The sequence below is a fragment of the Kocuria sp. CPCC 205261 genome (genome assembly GCF_040981025.1).
Classification (GTDB): Bacteria; Actinomycetota; Actinomycetes; order Actinomycetales; family Micrococcaceae; genus Kocuria; species Kocuria marina.
This window is the reverse complement of the sequence record NZ_JAVKPU010000001.1, coordinates 230,900-249,032: the sequence shown is the minus strand read 5'-3', so window position 1 is coordinate 249,032 and position 18,133 is coordinate 230,900. Positions and strand designations below refer to the sequence as shown.

Sequence of the window (18,133 nt, the reverse complement as noted above, 5' to 3'; positions counted from 1 at the left end):
GAGGGGCGGCCGGAGCCCGGAGTGATGGCGGCTGGCGGTCGCCGGGGCCCGGAGCGGTTGCGGGGCCGGGCTTAGACTGTTCGGGTGCTTGTGCTGAGTCTGGATTCCTCGTCGATCGCGTCCGTGGCACTGTCCCGGGACGGTGAGGTCTTGAGCAGGTTCGACACCGTCGACACCCGATCCCACGCCGAGGCCCTGGCTCCCGCCGTGCACGACCTCATGGCGGAGGCGGGCCTCACCGGCACCGACCTGGACGCCGTTCTCGTGGGCACCGGTCCCGGACCGTTCACGGGTCTGCGCGCGGGACTTGTGACCGGTCGCACCTTGGGCTTTGCCTGGGCCCTGCCTGTCCATGGGGTGTGTTCCCTGGACGCGGCGGCGTTCCACGTGGCCCCGGAGGCGCTCGCCGCGGGTCATGCGGAGTTCGTGGTGGTCACCGATGCGCGCCGCAAGGAGCTCTACCGCCGCGACTACCGGGTGCACGAGGACGAGCTCGGACCCGTGATCACCCCGCTGGGCGATCCCCGGGTTGGCCCCCCGGAGGACGTTCCCGCGCTGCCGTGCTACGGCTCCGGTGCGGGGCTCTACTCCGATCGGTTGTCGCACGCGGTCCCGGGATTCTCGGACCTGCACCCCTCCGCCGCGGATCTCGCCCGGGCGGCGTGGGCGATCACGAGCCGCGGTCAGAAACTGAGCACCGACACGTCCCCCCTGTACCTGCGCGATTCCGACGCCAAGGTGCCCGCATCCCCCAAGCGGGCCACCCGGTGACGGGCCACCCCATGACGGGAGGGCACGCGGCTGCGGTGGGAGCGGCGTCGTCGTTACCGGCGGGCTACGCGCTGCGCCCCATGCAACCTGGGGACCTCGACGACGTGTACGCGCTGGAGACCGTCCTGTTCCCCGAGGACGCCTGGCCCCGGCACATGTTCCACGAGGAACTGACCCACCCCACACGGCAGTACTGGGTGCTCACCCGGGACCGGGAGATCGTGGGCTACGCGGGGATGATGAGCATCCCGCCGGTCGCGGATGTGCAGACCATCGCGGTCGCGAAGGACCACGAGGGCAAGGGCCTGGGCAGTGCCCTGCTGCGCGTGCTGCACGAGGCCGCGATTCGCAGCGGCGCCACCGAGATGATGCTCGAGGTGCGGGCGGACAATCCGCGGGCACAAGAGCTGTACCGCCACTTCGGCTATCACCACATCCACACCCGGGCGCACTACTACGGGCCCGGCCACGACGCGCTGATCATGCGCTGCGAACTGGTCCCCGCGAAGGAGCCCACCCGCAGCGCGGACGGAAGGACCATTCATGAACACCGCTGAACCGCTCGTCATGGGCATCGAGTCCTCGTGCGACGAGACGGGTATCGGGATCGTGCGGGGCACCGAGCTGCTCACCAACACGGTGTCCTCGTCCATGGCCGAACACGTGCGCTTCGGCGGCGTGATCCCCGAGATCGCCTCGCGCGCGCACCTCGAGGCGTTCGTCCCCGCGGTGCGTGCTGCGCTCGACGACGCCGGTGTGACCCTGGACCAGCTCGACGCGATCGCCGTGACCTCCGGGCCCGGGCTCGCCGGGGCGCTCATGGTAGGCGTCGCGGCGGCCAAGGCACTCGCGGTGGCCACGGGCAAACCCCTGTACGCGATCAACCACCTCGTGGCCCACGTGGGGGTGGGCCTGCTCGACGACCGCGGTGAGCTGCCCGACGGCCTGGGCGCGCTGCTCGTCTCCGGGGGCCACACCGAGATCCTGGCCGTCCCCGACATCACGAGCGACGTGCGGCTCCTGGGCGCCACGATCGACGACGCCGCCGGCGAGGCCTACGACAAGGTCGCCCGCCTGCTCGGCCTCTCCTACCCCGGTGGGCCAGCGATCGACAAGGCCGCGAAGGACGGCGACCCGACGGCTTTCGCGTTCCCCCGGGGGCTGACGGCGGGTAAGTACATGGGGTCGGCCGAGAATCCCGGTCCGCACCGTTACGACATGTCCTTCTCCGGCTTGAAGACGGCCGTGGCCCGCGTGGTCGAAGCGTTCGACGCCGCCGATCAACCCGTCCCCGTGGCGGACGTGGCCGCAAGCTTCCAGGAGTCGGTCGTGGACGTGATCGCGCGCAAGACCGTGCTGGCGTGCACCGAACACGGGATCACCACGCTTCTCATGGGCGGGGGCGTGGCCGCCAATTCCCGGTTGCGAGAGGTCGTGACCGCGCGGTGCGGTGAGCACGGGATTCCCGTGGTGATCCCGCCGCTGTCCCTGTGCACCGACAACGGGGCGATGGTCGCGGCCCTGGGCTCCCGACTGGTGGCGCAAGGCCGTCAGCCCACCGGGATCTCGTTCACCGCGGACCCCGGCCTGCCGGTGTCCACGGTGTCGATGCCGGCGGCGTAGTCCTGCCGGGCCGTATCCGGATCAGCGTTCCGAGCGGTTGCGCTCCACGATGTCCATGACCACGGCGCGCAGGTCCCCGCCGTTCTCCCGGGCCACGCGCCGTTGGCGCTGATAGCCCACGGCCCCGCTCATCATGGTCTCCACGTGGGCGAGCTCGCGGGCGCAGCCGAGCTCGTCCGCGAGGGGTTCCAGGTCGGTGAGCAGATCCGCGAGGTCCTCCGTGACCAGGCGCTCGCGGTTGCGGGTGTCCCGGATCACCACGGCCTCGAGACCGTAGCGCGCGGCGCGCCACTTGTTCTCCTGGTGGTGCCACGGGGGCATCACGGGGATCGTCTCGCCGTCGTTGAGGGAACGGGAGAAGGACTCCACCAGGCACTGCGTCAGTGCGGCGATCGCGCCCACCTCCCGCAGGGTCGAGGGACCGTCGCACACGCGCATCTCCACGGTCCCGAAGCGGGGGACGGGGCGGATGTCCCAGCGGTTCTCGGAGATCTCCTCGATCACGCCGGTCTCGATGAGGTCGTTGACGTAGGACTCGTACTCGCCCCACGTGTCGAAGTGGAAGGGCAGCCCCGCCGTGGACAGCTGCTGGAAGATCAGTGCCCGGTGGGACGCGTACCCCGTGTCCTGGCCGCACCAGTACGGCGAGTTCGCGGACAGCGCGAGCAGGTGGGGATAGTAGTTGAGCAGGCCCTCCAGGACGGGCAGGGCCTTGTCCCGGTGGTCGATGCCCACGTGCACATGGGCCCCGAAGATCACCATCTGCCGGCCCCAGTACTGCGCGCGGTCCAGGACCTTGAAGTAGCGTTCCTTGTCCACCACGGGCTGGTCCGCCCACTGGGAGAACGGGTGGGTCCCCGCGCCGAAGATCTCGAGGGACCGCGAATCGGTGATCTCCCGGATCCGGTCCTGGGTGTCCGCGAGCTGGTCCACGGCCTCGCCCACGGTGTCGCACACACCGGTCACCATCTCCACGGTGTTCTGCAGGAACTCGCCCGTGACATGGGGGTGGTCCCCCTCCTCACCGAACTGCGGGTGCTGCGCCACGAGGGCATCGAGGACCTCCTGGCCGCGCGGGGCGAGCTCGCCGCTCTCGCGCTCGACCAGGGCGACCTCCCACTCCACACCCAGGGTGGAACGTTCGGAGCTGTGGAAATCAATCTGCACGGCGTGGTCCTCTCATGGGTGCACCGGGATCGGCGGTCGTGACCTGAACCGGGACGTCGTTGCCGACCACCGGGGTGTCGCGCGCGGTCCGAACACAGGGGTATCAGTGTACGAGGTTTACGGCGAGCACCACGCGCCGTTCCTTCCCCGCCTGCTCGAGTCGCGTCATGACCAGGGTCGCTCGCTGTGTGCCCCGGGGTGCAAGTTGCTTACGCAGTTGCTCGGGGGTCACGTCCGTGCCGCGTTTCTTGATCTCCAGCGTTCCCACGTCCTGCTCCCGCACCCACTTCTTGAGGGTCTTCACGGTGTGGGGCAGCACCTCGCGCACCTCGTACGCGGTGGCCAGCGGGGTGTGCACGAGCGTGTCCGAGCTCAGGTACGCGATCGCGGGATGGATCAGACGCGCTCCGATGCGCTGCGCGAGATCGGTCACGAGCCCCGCGCGGATCACCGCGCCGTCGGGCTCGTAGAAGTACTGCCCCACCGCGCCCAGCAGATCCCCTTCCGCCGCGGGCGACTCCCACGTCGCGGAGGTCAGTTCGGCCGCCAACGACGCCGCGGCACCGTCCCGGGATGCGTCACCGTTCCGGCCGTCCCCGGCACCCGGCGCGTCGTCACCCGGCACGAGCGTGTCGTCGGCGGCGCCGGGAAGGCGGGGTGCGCCGTCGTGTCCGAGGACCAGGGCGGCGCGCGCGACGTCCGGGCGGCGCACGGCGTTGAACCACAATGCGACCTCCACGACGTCACCGTGCTGTGAGATCCATTGGGCCTCCGCGGCGCGCGGGACGTGCTCGTGGGGGATGCCGGGACCGAGCTTGGCGCCCACGGCGAGCCCCCGGTCCGCGAGGTCCGTGACGAAGGACAGGGGAGGGGAGAAGGCCTCCGGGTCGAACAACCGCCGCGTGCGCCCGTGACCCGAGACCCGGCGCGCGGGGTCCAGCCACACGCCCTGCGCGGGACCGGACTCAAGGGCGTCCAGGTCCAAGGACTGCGCGTCCGCGCACACGACGCGAGCGCGCGGCCATCCCGTGAGGTTGACGGTCGCCACGGCCGCGGTGACCGGGTCCCGCTCGACCGCGGTGACCGTGCGCTCGAGCGCGGCCAGGGCCAGCGAGTCCGCGCCGATCCCACATCCCAGGTCCACCACGTGCTCGATCCCCGCTTGCGCGAACCGCTGGGCGTGCAGGGCGGCCACCGACCACCGGGTGGCCTGCTCCACACCATCGCGCGTGAAGACCATGTGACGGGCGAAGTCCCCGAACTTGGCGTGGGCCTTGGCGCGCAACCGGGACTGGGTGAGGACCGCGGCCACGAGCTCCGGGTCGTGGCCCTGTGCTCGCAGGGACTGGGAGAGCGAGAGCGTGGCGTCCGGGTCGTAGGGGCCCAGCGAATCCAGCAGCCGCATCCCCTGCGGGGTCAGCAGCTGGGCGAGGCTGCGGGTCTCGGCGTCGTCGGGGGCGGTGGAGGCGTTCACGCGTCCATCACATCACGGCGCGGGGAAGCCGCGGCGAACGCGCGGGCCGCGACGCCCGTCACAGAACCATTTACATTACGATCCGCATCCCTAATTAGGTTAGGCTCACCTAGTGGCTGGCCGCCCGTAACAGACGACCCCGCGAGATTGCGAGAAGATCCATGTCCATGAACCGATTGATCCCCGGTGTGGCGCTGAGTGCCGTGGCGGCACTGGCCCTCGTGGGATGCGGTGCCAACGCCCAGAACGCCTCCGACAACCAGGCGTCCTCGGCCACCGTGACCGTCACGGACAACAAGGGCGAGCAGACCGTTCCCGCACCGCCGCAGTCCGTGGTGGCCACCGACAACCGGGTGTTCGAGACGCTCGCGGACTGGGGCGTACAGCTCAAGGCCGCCCCCAAGCAGCTGATCCCGAACGGCATCTCCTATGCGAACGACGATGCCGTGGTGGACCTGGGTTCGCACCGCGAACCGAATCTCGAGGCGATCGCCGGGGTGGACCCGGACCTCGTGATCAACGGGCAGCGCTTCACGCAGTACTACGACGACATCAAAAAGCTCGTCCCGGACGCCGCCATGCTGGAACTGGATCCGCGCGACGATCAGCCGCTGGACGAGGAACTCAAGCGCCAGACCACGGCCCTGGGCGAGGTCTTCGGCAAGCAGGAGGAAGCCCGCCGACTCACCGACGGGCTCGACCAGGCCGCCCAGCGCGCCAAGGACGCCTACGACGGCCAGTCCACGATGGGCGTGATCGTCTCCGGTGGTGACATCGGGTACGTGGCACCGAGCAAGGGACGCACGATCGGCCCGCTGTTCGACATGGTGGGGCTGCAGCCCGCGCTGAAGGTCGAGGGCTCCGACAACCACCAGGGGGACGACATCTCTGTGGAGGCCATCGCCCAGTCCCGACCGGAACTGCTCATCGTGCTGGACCGTGACGCGGGCGTGAAGACCTCCGAGGGTGCCAGCCCGGCGTCCGAGGTGATCGAGAAGTCCGAGGCCCTCAAGGACGTCCCCGCGGTGAAGAACGGCAACGTGGTCTACCTGCCCGCGGACACCTACACGAACGAGGGGATCCAGACCTACACCGAGATCCTCGACGACATCGCGGAGAAACTGGGAGGCCGGAGCAACTGATCCCTCCCACCCCGCACGACCACCGACGCCCCGCGGGAGCCTCCCGCGGGGCTTCGGCATGATCCAGGAAGCACACGTGATGGTCTCCACTGCACAACGTCCGACCCGCACGGGGGTGGCCCGGGACTGGAAGTTCTGGCTCGCCCTGCTGGTGGTCCTGGGACTGCTCTGGCTGTCCCTGGTCACGGGGGTCGCGGACCTTTCGGACGCCCAGGGTGAGCAGTTCCTGGGTCTGACCCGGATTCCCCGCACGGTGGCCCTGGTCCTGGCCGGTGCCGCGATGGCCATGTCCGGGCTGGTCATGCAGTTGCTCACCCAGAACCGGTTCGTGGAACCCACGACCACGGGCACCACCGAGTGGGCCGGGCTGGGGTTGTTGCTCATGATGATCCTGGCCCCGGACGCCGGGTTGAGCGCACGGATGATCGGCGCGATCGTGGCCGCGTTCGTGGGGACCATGGTGTTCTTCGCGTTCCTGCGCCGGGTTACGCTGCGTTCCTCCCTGATCGTGCCGATCGTGGGGATCATGCTCGGGGCCGTGGTGGGGTCGATCTCCACCTACCTGGCGCTCGTCACGGACCGGTTGCAGAACCTGGGCGTGTGGTTCGCCGGCAGTTTCACGTCCGTGCTGCGCGGCCAGTACGAGACCCTCTGGGTCGTGGCACTCGTGGCGGTGCTCGTGGTCATCACCGCGGACCGGCTCACCGTGGCGGGACTCGGCGAGGACATCGCGACCAACGTGGGATTGAACTACAACCGGATCATCCTGATCGGCACCGGACTCGTGGCCGCGGCCACCGGCGTGGTCACAGTGGTCGTGGGCAACCTGCCGTTCCTGGGGTTGATCGTGCCCAACGTGGTGTCCCTGTTCCGGGGCGACGACCTGCGCTCCAACCTGCCGTGGGTGTGCCTGCTCGGGATCGGCCTGGTCACGGTGTGTGACCTGATCGGGCGCACGATCATCGCGCCGTTCGAGGTCCCCGTGTCCCTGATCCTGGGCATCGTGGGCGCTGCGGTGTTCATCGCCCTGTTGCTGCGAAGCCGGCGCCATGTCTGAGGTGACCGCGCTGCGCCACGACCGGGCGCGCACTGGGTCGGGGGCCTTCGTCTCCCCGGCCCACCGCCGCCGCTACTGGATCACCGCGCTGTCCCTGCTCGCGGCGGGACTCGTGTTCTGCGCGGGCATCCTCACGTGGGACAACCCCCTGCCGTTCGGCACCCCGGGGTTCTGGCGGATCGCCGAGTCCCGGGCCACGAGCGTGGTGGTGATCCTGATCGTGGCGGTGAGCCAAGCCATGGCCACGGTCGCGTTCCAGACCGCCGCGAACAACCGGATCATCACGCCGTCGATCATGGGTTTCGAGTCCCTGTACGTGCTCATCCAGACCTCGGCGGTGTACTTCCTGGGTGCGGTGGGGGTCAGTGCGGTGCAGGGGCTGCCGCAGTACGCCCTGCAGGTGAGCCTCATGATCGTGTTCGCGCTGGGGCTCTACGGTTGGTTGCTCTCGGGCAAGTACGCCAACGTGCAGGTGATGCTGCTGATCGGCATCGTCCTGGGCGGCGGGCTCGGCGCGGTGTCCACCTTCATGCAGCGCTTGCTCTCACCGAGCGAGTTCGACGTGCTCAGCGCCCGCTTGTTCGGCTCGGTGGCCAACGCGGATCCCGGGTACTTCCCGCTGGCCGTGCCGCTGTGCGTGGTGGCCACGGTGGCCCTGTACGCGCACTCCCGCACGCTCAACGTCATGGCTATGGGGCGGGACGTGGCCACGAACCTGGGAATGGACCACCGCCGGGGGCTGCTGCTCACCCTGTTCTGGGTGTCTATTCTGATGGCGGTCTCTACGTCCCTGATCGGGCCCATGACGTTCCTGGGGTTCCTCGTGGCGATCCTGGCGTACCAGTTCGCGGACACCCACGACCACCGCTACGTGTTCCCCATGGCCGCGCTGATCGGTTTCGCGGTGCTGTCCGGGGCCTATTTCGTCCTGAAGAACGTCTTCTACGCGGAGGGCGCTGTGTCCATCATCATCGAGCTGGTGGGTGGCAGTGTCTTCCTCTTCGTGATCCTGAGGAGGGGCAGACTGTGATCCAGTTGACCGGACTGGTCAAGGAGTACGGCACGGACTTGGCGATCGGGCCGGTGGATCTGCAGATCCCCGCCGGTGGCGTGACCGCGCTCGTGGGGCCCAACGGCGCGGGGAAGTCCACGCTGTTGACCATGATGGGTCACCTGCTGGGTCCCGAGGCCGGCACCGTGGAGATCGGCGGTCACGACGTGAGCAGGACGCCGCCGCGTGAACTCGCCAAGGTGGTCTCCACGCTGCGCCAGGAGAACCACTTCACCGCGCGGCTCACCGTGCGTCAGCTCGTGGCGCTGGGTCGCTTCCCCTATACGCGCGGGCGGATCACCCGGGACGACGAGCGGATCATCTCCGAGTCGATCGACTTCTTCGACCTGGGACCCCTGCAGAACCGCTACCTGGACCAGCTCTCGGGCGGTCAGCGCCAGCGCGCCTACGTGGCCATGGTGCTGTGCCAGGACACCGAGTACCTCCTGCTGGACGAGCCCCTGAACAACCTGGACATGCGCCACTCGGTGCACATGATGCATCACTTGCGCCGCGTCGCGGACGAGCTCGGACGCACCGTGCTGATCGTGCTGCACGACATCAACTTCGCGAGCCACTACTCGGACTGGATCTGCGCCGTGAAGGACGGTCGCGTGGTGGAGTTCGGCCCGCCCGAGCAGATCATGACGGACGAGACCCTCACGCGCGTGTTCGACACCCCGGTCACGTGCCACGACGGTCCCCACGGACGGCTCGCGGTCTACTACTGACGCGGCACGGACGGCTCGCCGGCCTCGACTGACGCGGCCGCGGGGACGGCGGCGTCGTACCCGCGGATTGTGCCCAGAGACGAGCGCGGCGGGCGCGCCTTGACCGCGCGCGGCCCGTCTCCCTACAGTGATGATTAGCACTCTCATGCTGAGGGTGCTAAAGGCCAGGCGCTCAATCGGCACCGCGACGACGGTTGGCACGCCAACTGGCCTGTGGCGGACGCGGTCATGGGACCCCATGACACGGCGCGTTCGCACACCGTCTCACACGCCTAGAAGAAAGGGAGAGATCGTGTCGGTCTCCATCAAGCCTCTCGAGGATCGCATCGTGGTTCAGCCGCTGGCCGCTGAACAGACCACCGCTTCCGGTCTGGTCATCCCGGACACCGCCAAGGAGAAGCCGCAGGAAGGCACCGTCCTGGCCGTGGGCCCGGGCCGCGTGGACGACAAGGGCAACCGCATCCCCGTGGACGTCAAGGAGGGTGACGTGGTCATCTTCTCCAAGTACGGCGGGACCGAGGTCAAGTACAACGGCGAGGAGTACCTGGTGCTCCCGGCGCGGGACGTGCTGGCCGTCATCGAGAAGTAATCCCCGCAACGACTTTCGTGCGCGGTGCCCGGACGTTCGCCCGAGAACGGGCCACGCGGGCACCGCGCCGTCATTTCCACACCCTTCTCGTTTCGTAAGGAGCACACATGCCCAAGCAGTTGGTGTTCAACGACGCCGCTCGCAAAGCGCTCGAATCCGGTGTCAACCGACTGGCCGACACCGTCAAGGTCACGCTGGGCCCCCGCGGGCGCAACGTGGTCCTGGACAAGAAGTGGGGCGCACCCACCATCACCAACGACGGCGTGACCATCGCCCGTGAGGTGGAGCTCGAGGATCCGTACGAGAACCTCGGCGCCCAGCTGGCCAAGGAAGTGGCCACCAAGACCAATGACGTCGCCGGTGACGGCACCACCACGGCGACCGTCCTCGCGCAGGCCATCGTCAAGGAGGGTTTGCGCAACGTGGCCGCCGGCGCGGCCCCGGGCGACATCAAGCGCGGCGTGGAAGCGGCCGTGGCCACCGTGGCCCAGCGTCTGCTCGACAACGCCCGCCCCGTGGAGGGCAAGGACGTGGCCCACGTGGCCGCGATCTCCGCGCAGTCCATGGAGATCGGCGAACTGATTGCCCGCGCCTTCGAGACCGTGGGCACGGACGGTGTGATCACCATCGAGGACGGTTCTTCCACCGAGGTGGAGCTGGACGTCACCGAGGGCATGCAGTTCGACAAGGGCTACCTGTCCCCGTCCTTCGTCACGGACCCGGAGCGCCAGGAAGCCGTCCTGGACGACACCTTCGTGCTGCTGTTCCAGGGCAAGATCTCCTCGGTCCAGGACCTCATGCCCGTGCTCGAGAAGGTGCTGCAGGCCAAGAAGCCGCTGACCATCATCGCCGAGGACGTCGAGGGCGAGGCCCTGTCCACCCTGGTGGTCAACAAGCTGCGCGGCACGCTCGACGTCGTGGCCCTGAAGGCCCCCGGTTTCGGTGACCGCCGCAAGGCGATCATGCAGGACCTGGCCGTGCTCACGGATGCGACCGTGATCACCCCCGAGCTCGGCATCTCGCTCGAGGGCGTGGACGTGTCCCAGCTGGGCAACGCCCGCCGGATCACCGTGACCAAGAACCAGACCACGCTCGTGGACGGTGCGGGCTCCTCGGAGGCCGTGGCCGAGCGTGTGGCGGAGATCAAGGCGGAGATCGCCCGCACGGACTCCGAGTGGGACCGTGAGAAACTCCAGGAGCGCCTCGCGCGCCTGGCCGGTGGCATCTCGGTGATCAAGGTCGGTGCCGCGACCGAGGTCGAGCAGAAGGAACGCAAGCACCGCATCGAGGACGCCGTGTCCTCGACCCGCGCGGCCCTCGAGGAGGGCATCGTGGCCGGCGGCGGTTCCGCGCTGGTCCACGCTTCCAAGGCGCTCGACGGCACGGACCTCGGTCTGACCGGGGACGCGGCTACGGCCGTGACCATCGTGCGGCGCGCCCTGACCCAGCCCCTGCGCTGGATCGCGGAGAACGCGGGCCAGGACGGCAACGTCGTCGCGGCGCGTGTGGCGGACCTCGAGCCCGGCAACGGCTACAACGCCCTGACGGACGAGTACGAGGACCTGCTCGCCGCGGGCATCATCGACCCCGTCAAGGTCACCCGTTCCGCTCTGCAGAACGCGGCGTCCATCGCGGCGCTCGTGCTCACCACGGAGACCCTCGTGGCGGAGAAGCAGGACGACGACGAGGACTGAGTTCTCGTCTGGGCTCCGGCCCGCGCACGCTGAACGACCGGCGGCCCATCCCTTCCGAGGGGTGGGTCGCCGGCCTCGTGTGGGTGGAGGAATGGGTGTGCCGGGCTCCTGTGGGATGCCGGAGCGGGAGGGACAAGGCACCGGGGCACGGGCGGACCGCCGCGCGGCGCCACGGGCGTATTGACGACTGCGTGCAATGCGATCAAAGCACCCCGGTACGTTTAAGCTGGTCAGATGCGCTTTCCCCCTCCCGCGGACCTCGCTGCCGGTACGTCGTCACCTCCGTCCCCGGTGAGGTCCCAGTCCTGGGCCGACGCTGGTTCCTCGTCGGCGGAGCGTGTCCAGCAGTATTCGGGGTTTCGGCCCGAGGTGCAGGGGCTGCGCGCGGTGGCGGTCCTGCTGGTGGTGCTCTACCACGTGTTCATGGGCCGGGTCTCCGGCGGTGTGGACATCTTCCTGTTCATCTCCGCGTTCTTCATGACACTCTCGTTCGTCCGCAAGCTCGAGGGGGGACGTCCTCTGGCGCTCGGGCGCTACTGGCTGCACACCTTCAAGCGGCTGCTGCCGCTGGCGACCGTCGTCATCCTGACCACGCTGTTCCTCGTGTGGTGGCTGTACCCCGCGCAGGACGTCGCGGACTTCCGTTTCCAGGGCGTGGCCTCGATCCTCTACTTCGAGAACTGGACGCTCGCTTTCAACGCTGTGGACTACTACGCGGCGGACCACTCCAGCGCCTCGCCCTTCCAGCACTTCTGGTCGTTGTCCGTGCAGGGGCAGGTCTTCCTGGTCTGGCCGCTGATCTTTGGGCTTGCCTGGCTCGTGAAGCGCCGGACCGGGCGCAGCAGCATCCCCGTGCTCGCCACGTGCTTCGGCGTGGTCTTCGCTGCATCCCTCGTGTTCTCGGTGATCACCACCCACACCCAGCAGTCGTTCGCGTACTTCGACACCCGGGCACGGCTCTGGGAGTTCGCGCTGGGCTCACTCGTGGCCCTGGCCATCCCGTACCTGCGGCTGTCCCGCGCGCTGCGCGTGGTCCTGGGCTGGGGCGGGTTCGTGAGCATGGTCTTGGTGGGCATCCTGGTGGACGTCCAGGGCGCGTTCCCGGGGTGGATCGCTCTGTGGCCGTTGCTGTCCGCGGCGGCGATCATTGTGGCTGGTCAGTCAGGTTCGCGATGGAGTTTCGACCGTTTCCTCTCGTGGACCCCGGTGGTGCGCATGGGCGACGCCGCCTACGCCCTCTACCTCGTGCACTGGCCCTTGCTCATCACCTACCTGATGGTGCGGGAGCGGCCGGTGGCCGGACCGCGCTCCGGTGTGGTGATCGTGGTCCTGTCCATCGTCCTGGCGCTGGTGCTGACCCAACTGGTTGAGACGCCGTTGAAGCGGTGGAGGTGGCCCGAGGCGAGTAACTGGAGGCTCGCGCTGATCATCGTGGTCTGCATGGGTCTGGTGCTCGCCACTGCGGGTACGTGGTCCATCCTCGAGGGACGCCGTACGGCCCAGCTCGAGGCGCAGGCTGAGCTGAACAATCCCGGTGCTCGGGTCCTCGAACCGGGCTATGAGTTGAGGGGAGACCCAGATGCCCCTACGCTCCCGCTTGTCGAGAACCTTGCGAACTACCACGCTGATTTGGGGTCAAAGTGCCCCTCAGATATCAGCATCGACTCCTCGGTCAGGAAGTACTGCACGGAAGTCCTGGGTAACGACGATGCCGAGAAGACGGTCCTGGTCCTGGGGAACAGCCACGCACAGCAATGGATCCCTGCCATCAAGGCCTACGCACAAGATCACAACTGGCGGGTGATCGCGTACGTGGGGCAGGGATGCTTCTACACGGATCCATCGGAGCAGCCGAAGACCCAACCGCACTGCGCCGGGTGGTTCGAACACTCGCAGGACCTGCTCACTTCCAACGACTTCGACACGGTCTTCCTGCAGGGCACGTTCGCGAGCGTGGAGTCCGAGACAGTGCACGACAATCTCACGTCGGCCATCCGGCGTCTCACCGGGCGAGGAACGACCGTGGTGGGCATACGCGACAATCCTCGGTTCAAGGAGGGGCTCACCCAGTGTGCGTTGACTCTGGGCCGGGACAACCCCCAATGTATCCAAGTGCCCCCGGCTGTGATGCAGGACGACCCCCAGAAGGCCCTGACCGACGTCATCGACGGCTACGTTTCGGTGGACATGACCTCGTTCATATGCCCCGGGGGATCGTGCCACCCGATCGTCGGTAACGTCTACGTGTTCGCAGACACTAACCACCTCTCGGCCCCCTATGGGCTCAGTCTCACGGATGCCTTCGGGGGCCAGCTGGATGAGGTTCTGGGCTGAACAGCCATGTCGTAGCTGCTGAGGGAATGGGGAGCAGGTGGGCCCGGCCCGTAGACTGGCCGGGACAACCTCGTGTGGAAGGGACCCTCCGTGTCTGACAACGTGCCCACTGCCCTGATGGACGACCCGTTCGGCTTCACCGGACTGACCTACGACGACGTCCTGCTGCTGCCCGGCAACACGGACGTGATCCCCTCAGAGGCGTCCACCAAAACCCGGCTCTCGCGCAGGATCACCCTGGAGGCACCCGTGCTGTCCGCGGCCATGGACACCGTGACCGAGTCCGCCATGGCCATCTCCATGGCCCGCCAGGGCGGGCTCGGCGTGATCCACCGCAACCTGTCCATCCAGGACCAGGCGGATCACGTGGACCGCGTGAAGCGCAGCGAGTCAGGGATGATCACCAATCCCGTGACGGTCTCCCCGGACGCCACTTTGGCCGATCTGGACCGGCTCTGCGGCTACTTCAAGGTCTCCGGCCTGCCCGTGGTGGACGAGAACCAGAAGCTGCTGGGCATCATCACCAACCGTGACACCCGCTACCTGCCGGAGAGCGACTTCGAGACCCGGCTCGTCCGCGACGTGATGACCCCCATGCCGCTGGTCACCGGCAAGGTGGGGATGAGCAAGGACGAGGCGCACGCGCTGCTCGCGAAGCACAAGATCGAGAAGCTGCCCCTGGTGGACGAGCAGGACCGGCTGACCGGGCTGATCACCGTCAAGGACTTCACCAAGGCGGAGCAGTACCCCCTGGCCACCAAGGACGACGAGGGCCGGCTGCGCGTGGGCGCGGCCGTGGGCTTCTTCGGCGACGGCTTCGAGCGCGCCATGACGCTCGTGGACGCGGGCGTGGACGCCCTGTTCATCGACACCGCCAACGGTCACTCCCAGGGCGTGCTGGACATGATCGCCCGGCTCAAGAAGGACTCCGCCGCCGCCCACGTGGACATCATCGGCGGGCAGGCCGCGACCCGCGCGGGCGCCCAGGCGATCGTGGATGCCGGCGCGGACGCCGTGAAGGTGGGCGTGGGCCCGGGTTCCATCTGCACGACCCGCGTGATCGCGGGCGTGGGCGTCCCGCAGATCACCGCGATCAACGAGGCCGCCCAGGTCACCATCCCCGCGGGCGTGCCGCTGATCGCCGACGGCGGGCTGCAGTTCTCTGGGGACATCGGCAAGGCCCTCGTGGCCGGTGCGGACTCCGTGATGCTCGGCTCCCTGCTGGCCGGTTGCGACGAGTCCCCCGGGGAACTCGTGTTCGTGGGCGGCAAGCAGTTCAAGGCGTACCGCGGTATGGGCTCGCTCGGGGCCATGCAGTCGCGCGGCAAGAACACGTCCTACTCCAAGGACCGCTACTTCCAGGCGGACGTGGCCGACGACGAGAAGCTCATCCCCGAGGGCATCGAGGGCCAGGTGCCCTATCGCGGGCCGCTCGCGTCCGTGCTGCACCAGTTGGACGGTGGGCTGCGCCAGACCATGTTCTACGTGGGCGCGCACAGCATCGAGGAGCTCAAGCACAAGGGGCGGTTCGTGCGGATCACGCCGGCCGGGCTCAAGGAGTCCCACCCGCACGACATCACCATGACGGTGGAAGCCCCCAACTACAAGCGCTGATCGCGCCAGCCCCCGCGCTCTCCGCGCGGTGAAAGGATCCCTCGTGAGTTACGACATCGAAATCGGGCGCTCCAAGCGGGCACGCCGCACGTTCAGCCTGGACGAGATCGCCTTGGTGCCCTCCCGACGCACGCGCGATCCACAGGACGTGAGCACCTCGTGGCAGATCGACGCCTACAACTTCGACATCCCCGTGGTGGGTGCGCCCATGGACTCCGTGATGTCCCCGGCCACAGCGATCGCCCTGGGCCGCTGCGGCGGTCTGGGCGTGCTGGACCTCGAGGGCCTGTGGACCCGCTACGAGGACCCGCAGCCCGTCCTGGACGAGATCGCGGACCTCAGCTCTGAAAACCTGCCGCAGGCCACGCGGCGGATGCAAGAGCTGTACTCCGCCCCGATCCAGCCCGAGTTGATCAAGGCCCGGTTGGCCGAGATCCGCGAGTCCGGGGTGATCGTCTCCGGCTCCCTGTCCCCGCAGCGCGTCGTGGAGCACTACCGCACCGTGCTCGAGGCGGGCGTGGACCTGTTCGTGATCCGCGGCACCACGGTCTCCGCCGAGCACGTCTCGCGCACCCAGGAGCCCCTGGACCTCAAGAAGTTCATCTATGACCTGGACGTTCCCGTGATCGTGGGCGGCGCCGCGGGCTACACCCCGGCCCTGCACCTCATGCGCACGGGTGCGGCGGGCGTGCTCGTGGGCTTCGGGGGCGGCGCGTCCCTGCGCACCGAATCCATCCTGGGCATCCACGCGGCCATGGCCTCGGCCATCTCCGACGTCGCCGCGGCCCGCCGCGACTACCTCGACGAGTCGGGCGGTCGGTACGTCCACGTGATCGCCGACGGCGGTCTGGGCACCTCGGGTGACATCGTCAAGGCCATCGCCATGGGCGCCGACGCCGTGATGCTCGGGACCCTGCTGGCCCGCGCGGAGGAGGCCCCGGGTCAAGGCTGGCTGTGGGGTCCCGAGGCCCACAACCCGCACTCACCGCGCGGTGTGCGCACCCACGTGGGGACCGTGGGTCCTCTGGGCGAGCTGCTCAACGGGCCCTCGCGCCACGTGGACGGCTCCTCTAACGTGATCGGTGCCCTGCGCCGGGCCATGTCCACCACCGGCTACTCCGAGCTCAAGGAGTTCCAACGCGCGGACGTGGTGATCCGCAGCTGATCCCCCCCGTGCCGGGCCGCGGGTGCGCCCGCGCTTCCGGCTCGGGAACCGGTGGTCGTTACGGACCCGTGACCCGTGGCCGTCCCGTGATCGGGGCTGCCCGTACCCCCGCTGATTTGGGAAACGTCCAGCCCGGAGCACTAGGGTTGAGGGGTGCTCAAGACCGCCCTGCGCCCCCGCTCCCTGGCTTTCCTGGCGGTCGCGCTGCTCGTGGCGGCACTGTTCGTAGTGTTGAGCATGTGGCAGTTGAACGCTTCCCTGCAGTCTTCCACGGTGGTGGATCCCGCCAAGGACCGGGTCTCGACCCTTGAAGACGTGGTCTCCCCGGGGGAGGCCACGACCGCTCAGCAAGCCGATCACATGGTATCCGCGGTCGGGCGCTACGTCCCCGATTCCACGGTGCTGGTCCCGGGGCGGTTGCAGGACGGCAACCCTGGGTACTGGGTGGTCACCCAGCTCGCGATCCCCGATTCGCAACAGCGCTGGGACGCCGCCGATAACGACGTCTCGATCGCGGTGGCCCGGGGCTGGGTCGCTTCCGCCGACCGGGTGCCGCGAGCGCCGTCGGACGAGATCCGGGTGATCGGCAGACTCCTGCCCACGGACTCCCCGCTACCGAGCGAGAATGTGCCGGCCGGGCAGGTCGCGTCCGTGGCGTCCGCGCAGCTGAGCAATCTGTGGGACGCGCCCCTGTACTCGGGGTACGTGGCCGCGTTCGCGGAGAACCCCTCGGCGGAACCGGCGCCCGTGACCCGGGAGGGTACGCTCGCGGTGTCGGCCGGGCTCATGGGGGAGGGGCTGGAACCCCTGCAGATCCAGCAGCAACCCGCGGACACCTCCGTGCACGCCCTGAACCTGTTCTACGCGATCGAGTGGGTCGTGTTCGCGGGCTTCGCGTTCTTCATGTGGTGGCGTTTCGTGCGGGACGACTACCTGCGCCGGCAGGACCCCGAGAAGTACTTCTACTTCGACGGCGACTACTTCTGGGACGAGGCCGAGCAGTCCTACTACTACTGGGACGCCCAGGACCAGTGCTACTACTACTTCGACGACCAACCCGCGGTGCGCACGGAATCGCGCACCCCGCCCACGAGTTCCACCCTGCGATCCCACGGAGCCAGTCATGAGTGATCACACGCCGCAGCCCGATTCCCAGCCCCGCCCGGTGCGCCGCACCGACGGCGTGCGGGTCACCGCGCCCGAGGACGCGAGCCCCGAGCGGGCGACCGTCCCGGACAGTGTGCGCGCCAAGGCCGCCGCGCTGAAACCACGACGGCGCTTCGGCGGGACCGAGGCGCAGATCCGCGGCGCGCTGACCTTCTACAAGGTGTGCGCGTGGATCTCGGGTACCTTCCTGTTGCTGCTCGTCGCGGAGATGATCACCCGCTACGGCTTCGGCTACGACCTGATCGCGGGCGGCACGGACAAGGCCACGGGGCAGAGCGTGGCCCTGGGCTGGCAGGACCTCGAGCTCGAGAACCTGGCCGGGGGCGTGAACATCTCCACGTGGATCCTGATCATCCACGGCTGGTTCTACGTGATCTACCTGCTCTCATGCCTGCGCGTGTGGTCGCTCATGCGCTGGCCGTTCGCGCAGCTGGTCGTGATGGCCCTGGGCGGTGTGGTGCCGTTCCTCTCGTTCATCGTGGAACGCAAGATCCACCGCTCCACGGAGGCCGAACTCGTGGCCAATCCGCGCGCCGCCCGGCGCTACTGAGACC

At 68.5% G+C, this 18,133-nt stretch carries 16 protein-coding genes; 14 read left to right on the top strand and 2 right to left on the bottom strand.

What is annotated here, in order from left to right:
* Positions 1-84: 84 nt before the first annotated feature.
* The 3 genes from tsaB to tsaD are packed head-to-tail and all read left to right on the top strand — an operon-like array spanning position 85 to position 2,394.
* A complete protein-coding gene (gene tsaB, locus RF646_RS01130; RefSeq protein WP_368834996.1) occupies positions 85-771 on the top strand; it encodes a tRNA (adenosine(37)-N6)-threonylcarbamoyltransferase complex dimerization subunit type 1 TsaB in 687 nt (228 codons plus the stop codon).
* 11 nt (positions 772-782) lie between these two features.
* A complete protein-coding gene (gene rimI, locus RF646_RS01125) occupies positions 783-1,328 on the top strand; it encodes a ribosomal protein S18-alanine N-acetyltransferase (protein ID WP_368834995.1) in 546 nt (181 codons plus the stop codon).
* A complete protein-coding gene (gene tsaD / locus RF646_RS01120; protein WP_098054353.1) occupies positions 1,315-2,394 on the top strand; it encodes a tRNA (adenosine(37)-N6)-threonylcarbamoyltransferase complex transferase subunit TsaD in 1,080 nt (359 codons plus the stop codon). Before rimI ends, tsaD begins: the two co-directional genes overlap by 14 nt.
* 21 nt (positions 2,395-2,415) lie before the next feature.
* Here tsaD and RF646_RS01115 read toward each other — a convergent pair whose 3' ends face one another.
* Both RF646_RS01115 and RF646_RS01110 read right to left on the bottom strand, forming a co-directional pair.
* A complete protein-coding gene (locus tag RF646_RS01115; RefSeq protein WP_144998351.1) occupies positions 2,416-3,561 on the bottom strand; it encodes a glutamate--cysteine ligase in 1,146 nt (381 codons plus the stop codon).
* A gap of 103 nt (positions 3,562-3,664) precedes the next feature.
* Positions 3,665-5,035 carry a class I SAM-dependent methyltransferase gene (locus RF646_RS01110; RefSeq protein WP_144998353.1) on the bottom strand — a complete coding sequence of 457 codons (1,371 nt, stop codon included), beginning with the start codon at positions 5,033-5,035 and terminating at the stop codon, positions 3,665-3,667.
* A gap of 161 nt (positions 5,036-5,196) precedes the next feature.
* Between RF646_RS01110 and RF646_RS01105 the strand changes: the two genes are divergently transcribed.
* The 11 genes from RF646_RS01105 to RF646_RS01055 all read left to right on the top strand — a co-directional run bounded on the left by RF646_RS01105 (position 5,197) and on the right by RF646_RS01055 (position 18,129).
* Positions 5,197-6,177, top strand: coding sequence for a siderophore ABC transporter substrate-binding protein (locus tag RF646_RS01105; protein ID WP_144998355.1), 981 nt, complete (start codon positions 5,197-5,199; stop codon positions 6,175-6,177).
* 79 nt (positions 6,178-6,256) lie between these two features.
* On the top strand, positions 6,257-7,234 hold the full coding sequence (locus RF646_RS01100; RefSeq protein ID WP_085106481.1) for an ABC transporter permease: 978 nt from the start codon (positions 6,257-6,259) through the stop codon (positions 7,232-7,234).
* Entirely contained in the window at positions 7,227-8,264 is a 1,038-nt protein-coding gene (locus RF646_RS01095; RefSeq protein WP_368834994.1) for an iron chelate uptake ABC transporter family permease subunit, read from the top strand. Before RF646_RS01100 ends, RF646_RS01095 begins: the two co-directional genes overlap by 8 nt.
* The gene (locus RF646_RS01090) at positions 8,261-9,016 is read left to right on the top strand and encodes an ABC transporter ATP-binding protein (protein WP_144998357.1); all 756 of its coding nucleotides are present in this window, start codon (positions 8,261-8,263) and stop codon (positions 9,014-9,016) included. The genes RF646_RS01095 and RF646_RS01090 overlap by 4 nt, the downstream gene beginning before the upstream one ends.
* Before the next feature lie 292 nt (positions 9,017-9,308).
* Positions 9,309-9,605: a co-chaperone GroES gene (gene groES, locus RF646_RS01085; RefSeq protein WP_035959438.1), complete on the top strand. Its 297-nt coding sequence runs from the start codon at positions 9,309-9,311 to the stop codon at positions 9,603-9,605.
* Positions 9,606-9,712: 107 nt separating this feature from the next.
* Positions 9,713-11,299: a chaperonin GroEL gene (gene groL / locus RF646_RS01080; RefSeq protein ID WP_368834993.1), complete on the top strand. Its 1,587-nt coding sequence runs from the start codon at positions 9,713-9,715 to the stop codon at positions 11,297-11,299.
* A gap of 234 nt (positions 11,300-11,533) precedes the next feature.
* On the top strand, positions 11,534-13,633 hold the full coding sequence (locus tag RF646_RS01075; RefSeq protein ID WP_368834992.1) for an acyltransferase family protein: 2,100 nt from the start codon (positions 11,534-11,536) through the stop codon (positions 13,631-13,633).
* Between the two features lie 117 nt (positions 13,634-13,750).
* Positions 13,751-15,247: an IMP dehydrogenase gene (gene guaB / locus RF646_RS01070; RefSeq protein WP_368835173.1), complete on the top strand. Its 1,497-nt coding sequence runs from the start codon at positions 13,751-13,753 to the stop codon at positions 15,245-15,247.
* Between the two features lie 43 nt (positions 15,248-15,290).
* Positions 15,291-16,412 (top strand): GuaB3 family IMP dehydrogenase-related protein, encoded by a 1,122-nt coding sequence (locus tag RF646_RS01065; RefSeq protein WP_144998366.1) that lies wholly within the window; start codon positions 15,291-15,293, stop codon positions 16,410-16,412.
* A gap of 153 nt (positions 16,413-16,565) precedes the next feature.
* The gene (locus RF646_RS01060) at positions 16,566-17,543 is read left to right on the top strand and encodes an SURF1 family protein (RefSeq protein WP_368834991.1); all 978 of its coding nucleotides are present in this window, start codon (positions 16,566-16,568) and stop codon (positions 17,541-17,543) included.
* Positions 17,536-18,129 (top strand): DUF3817 domain-containing protein, encoded by a 594-nt coding sequence (locus RF646_RS01055; RefSeq protein ID WP_035965872.1) that lies wholly within the window; start codon positions 17,536-17,538, stop codon positions 18,127-18,129. Before RF646_RS01060 ends, RF646_RS01055 begins: the two co-directional genes overlap by 8 nt.
* Positions 18,130-18,133: the final 4 nt, after the last annotated feature.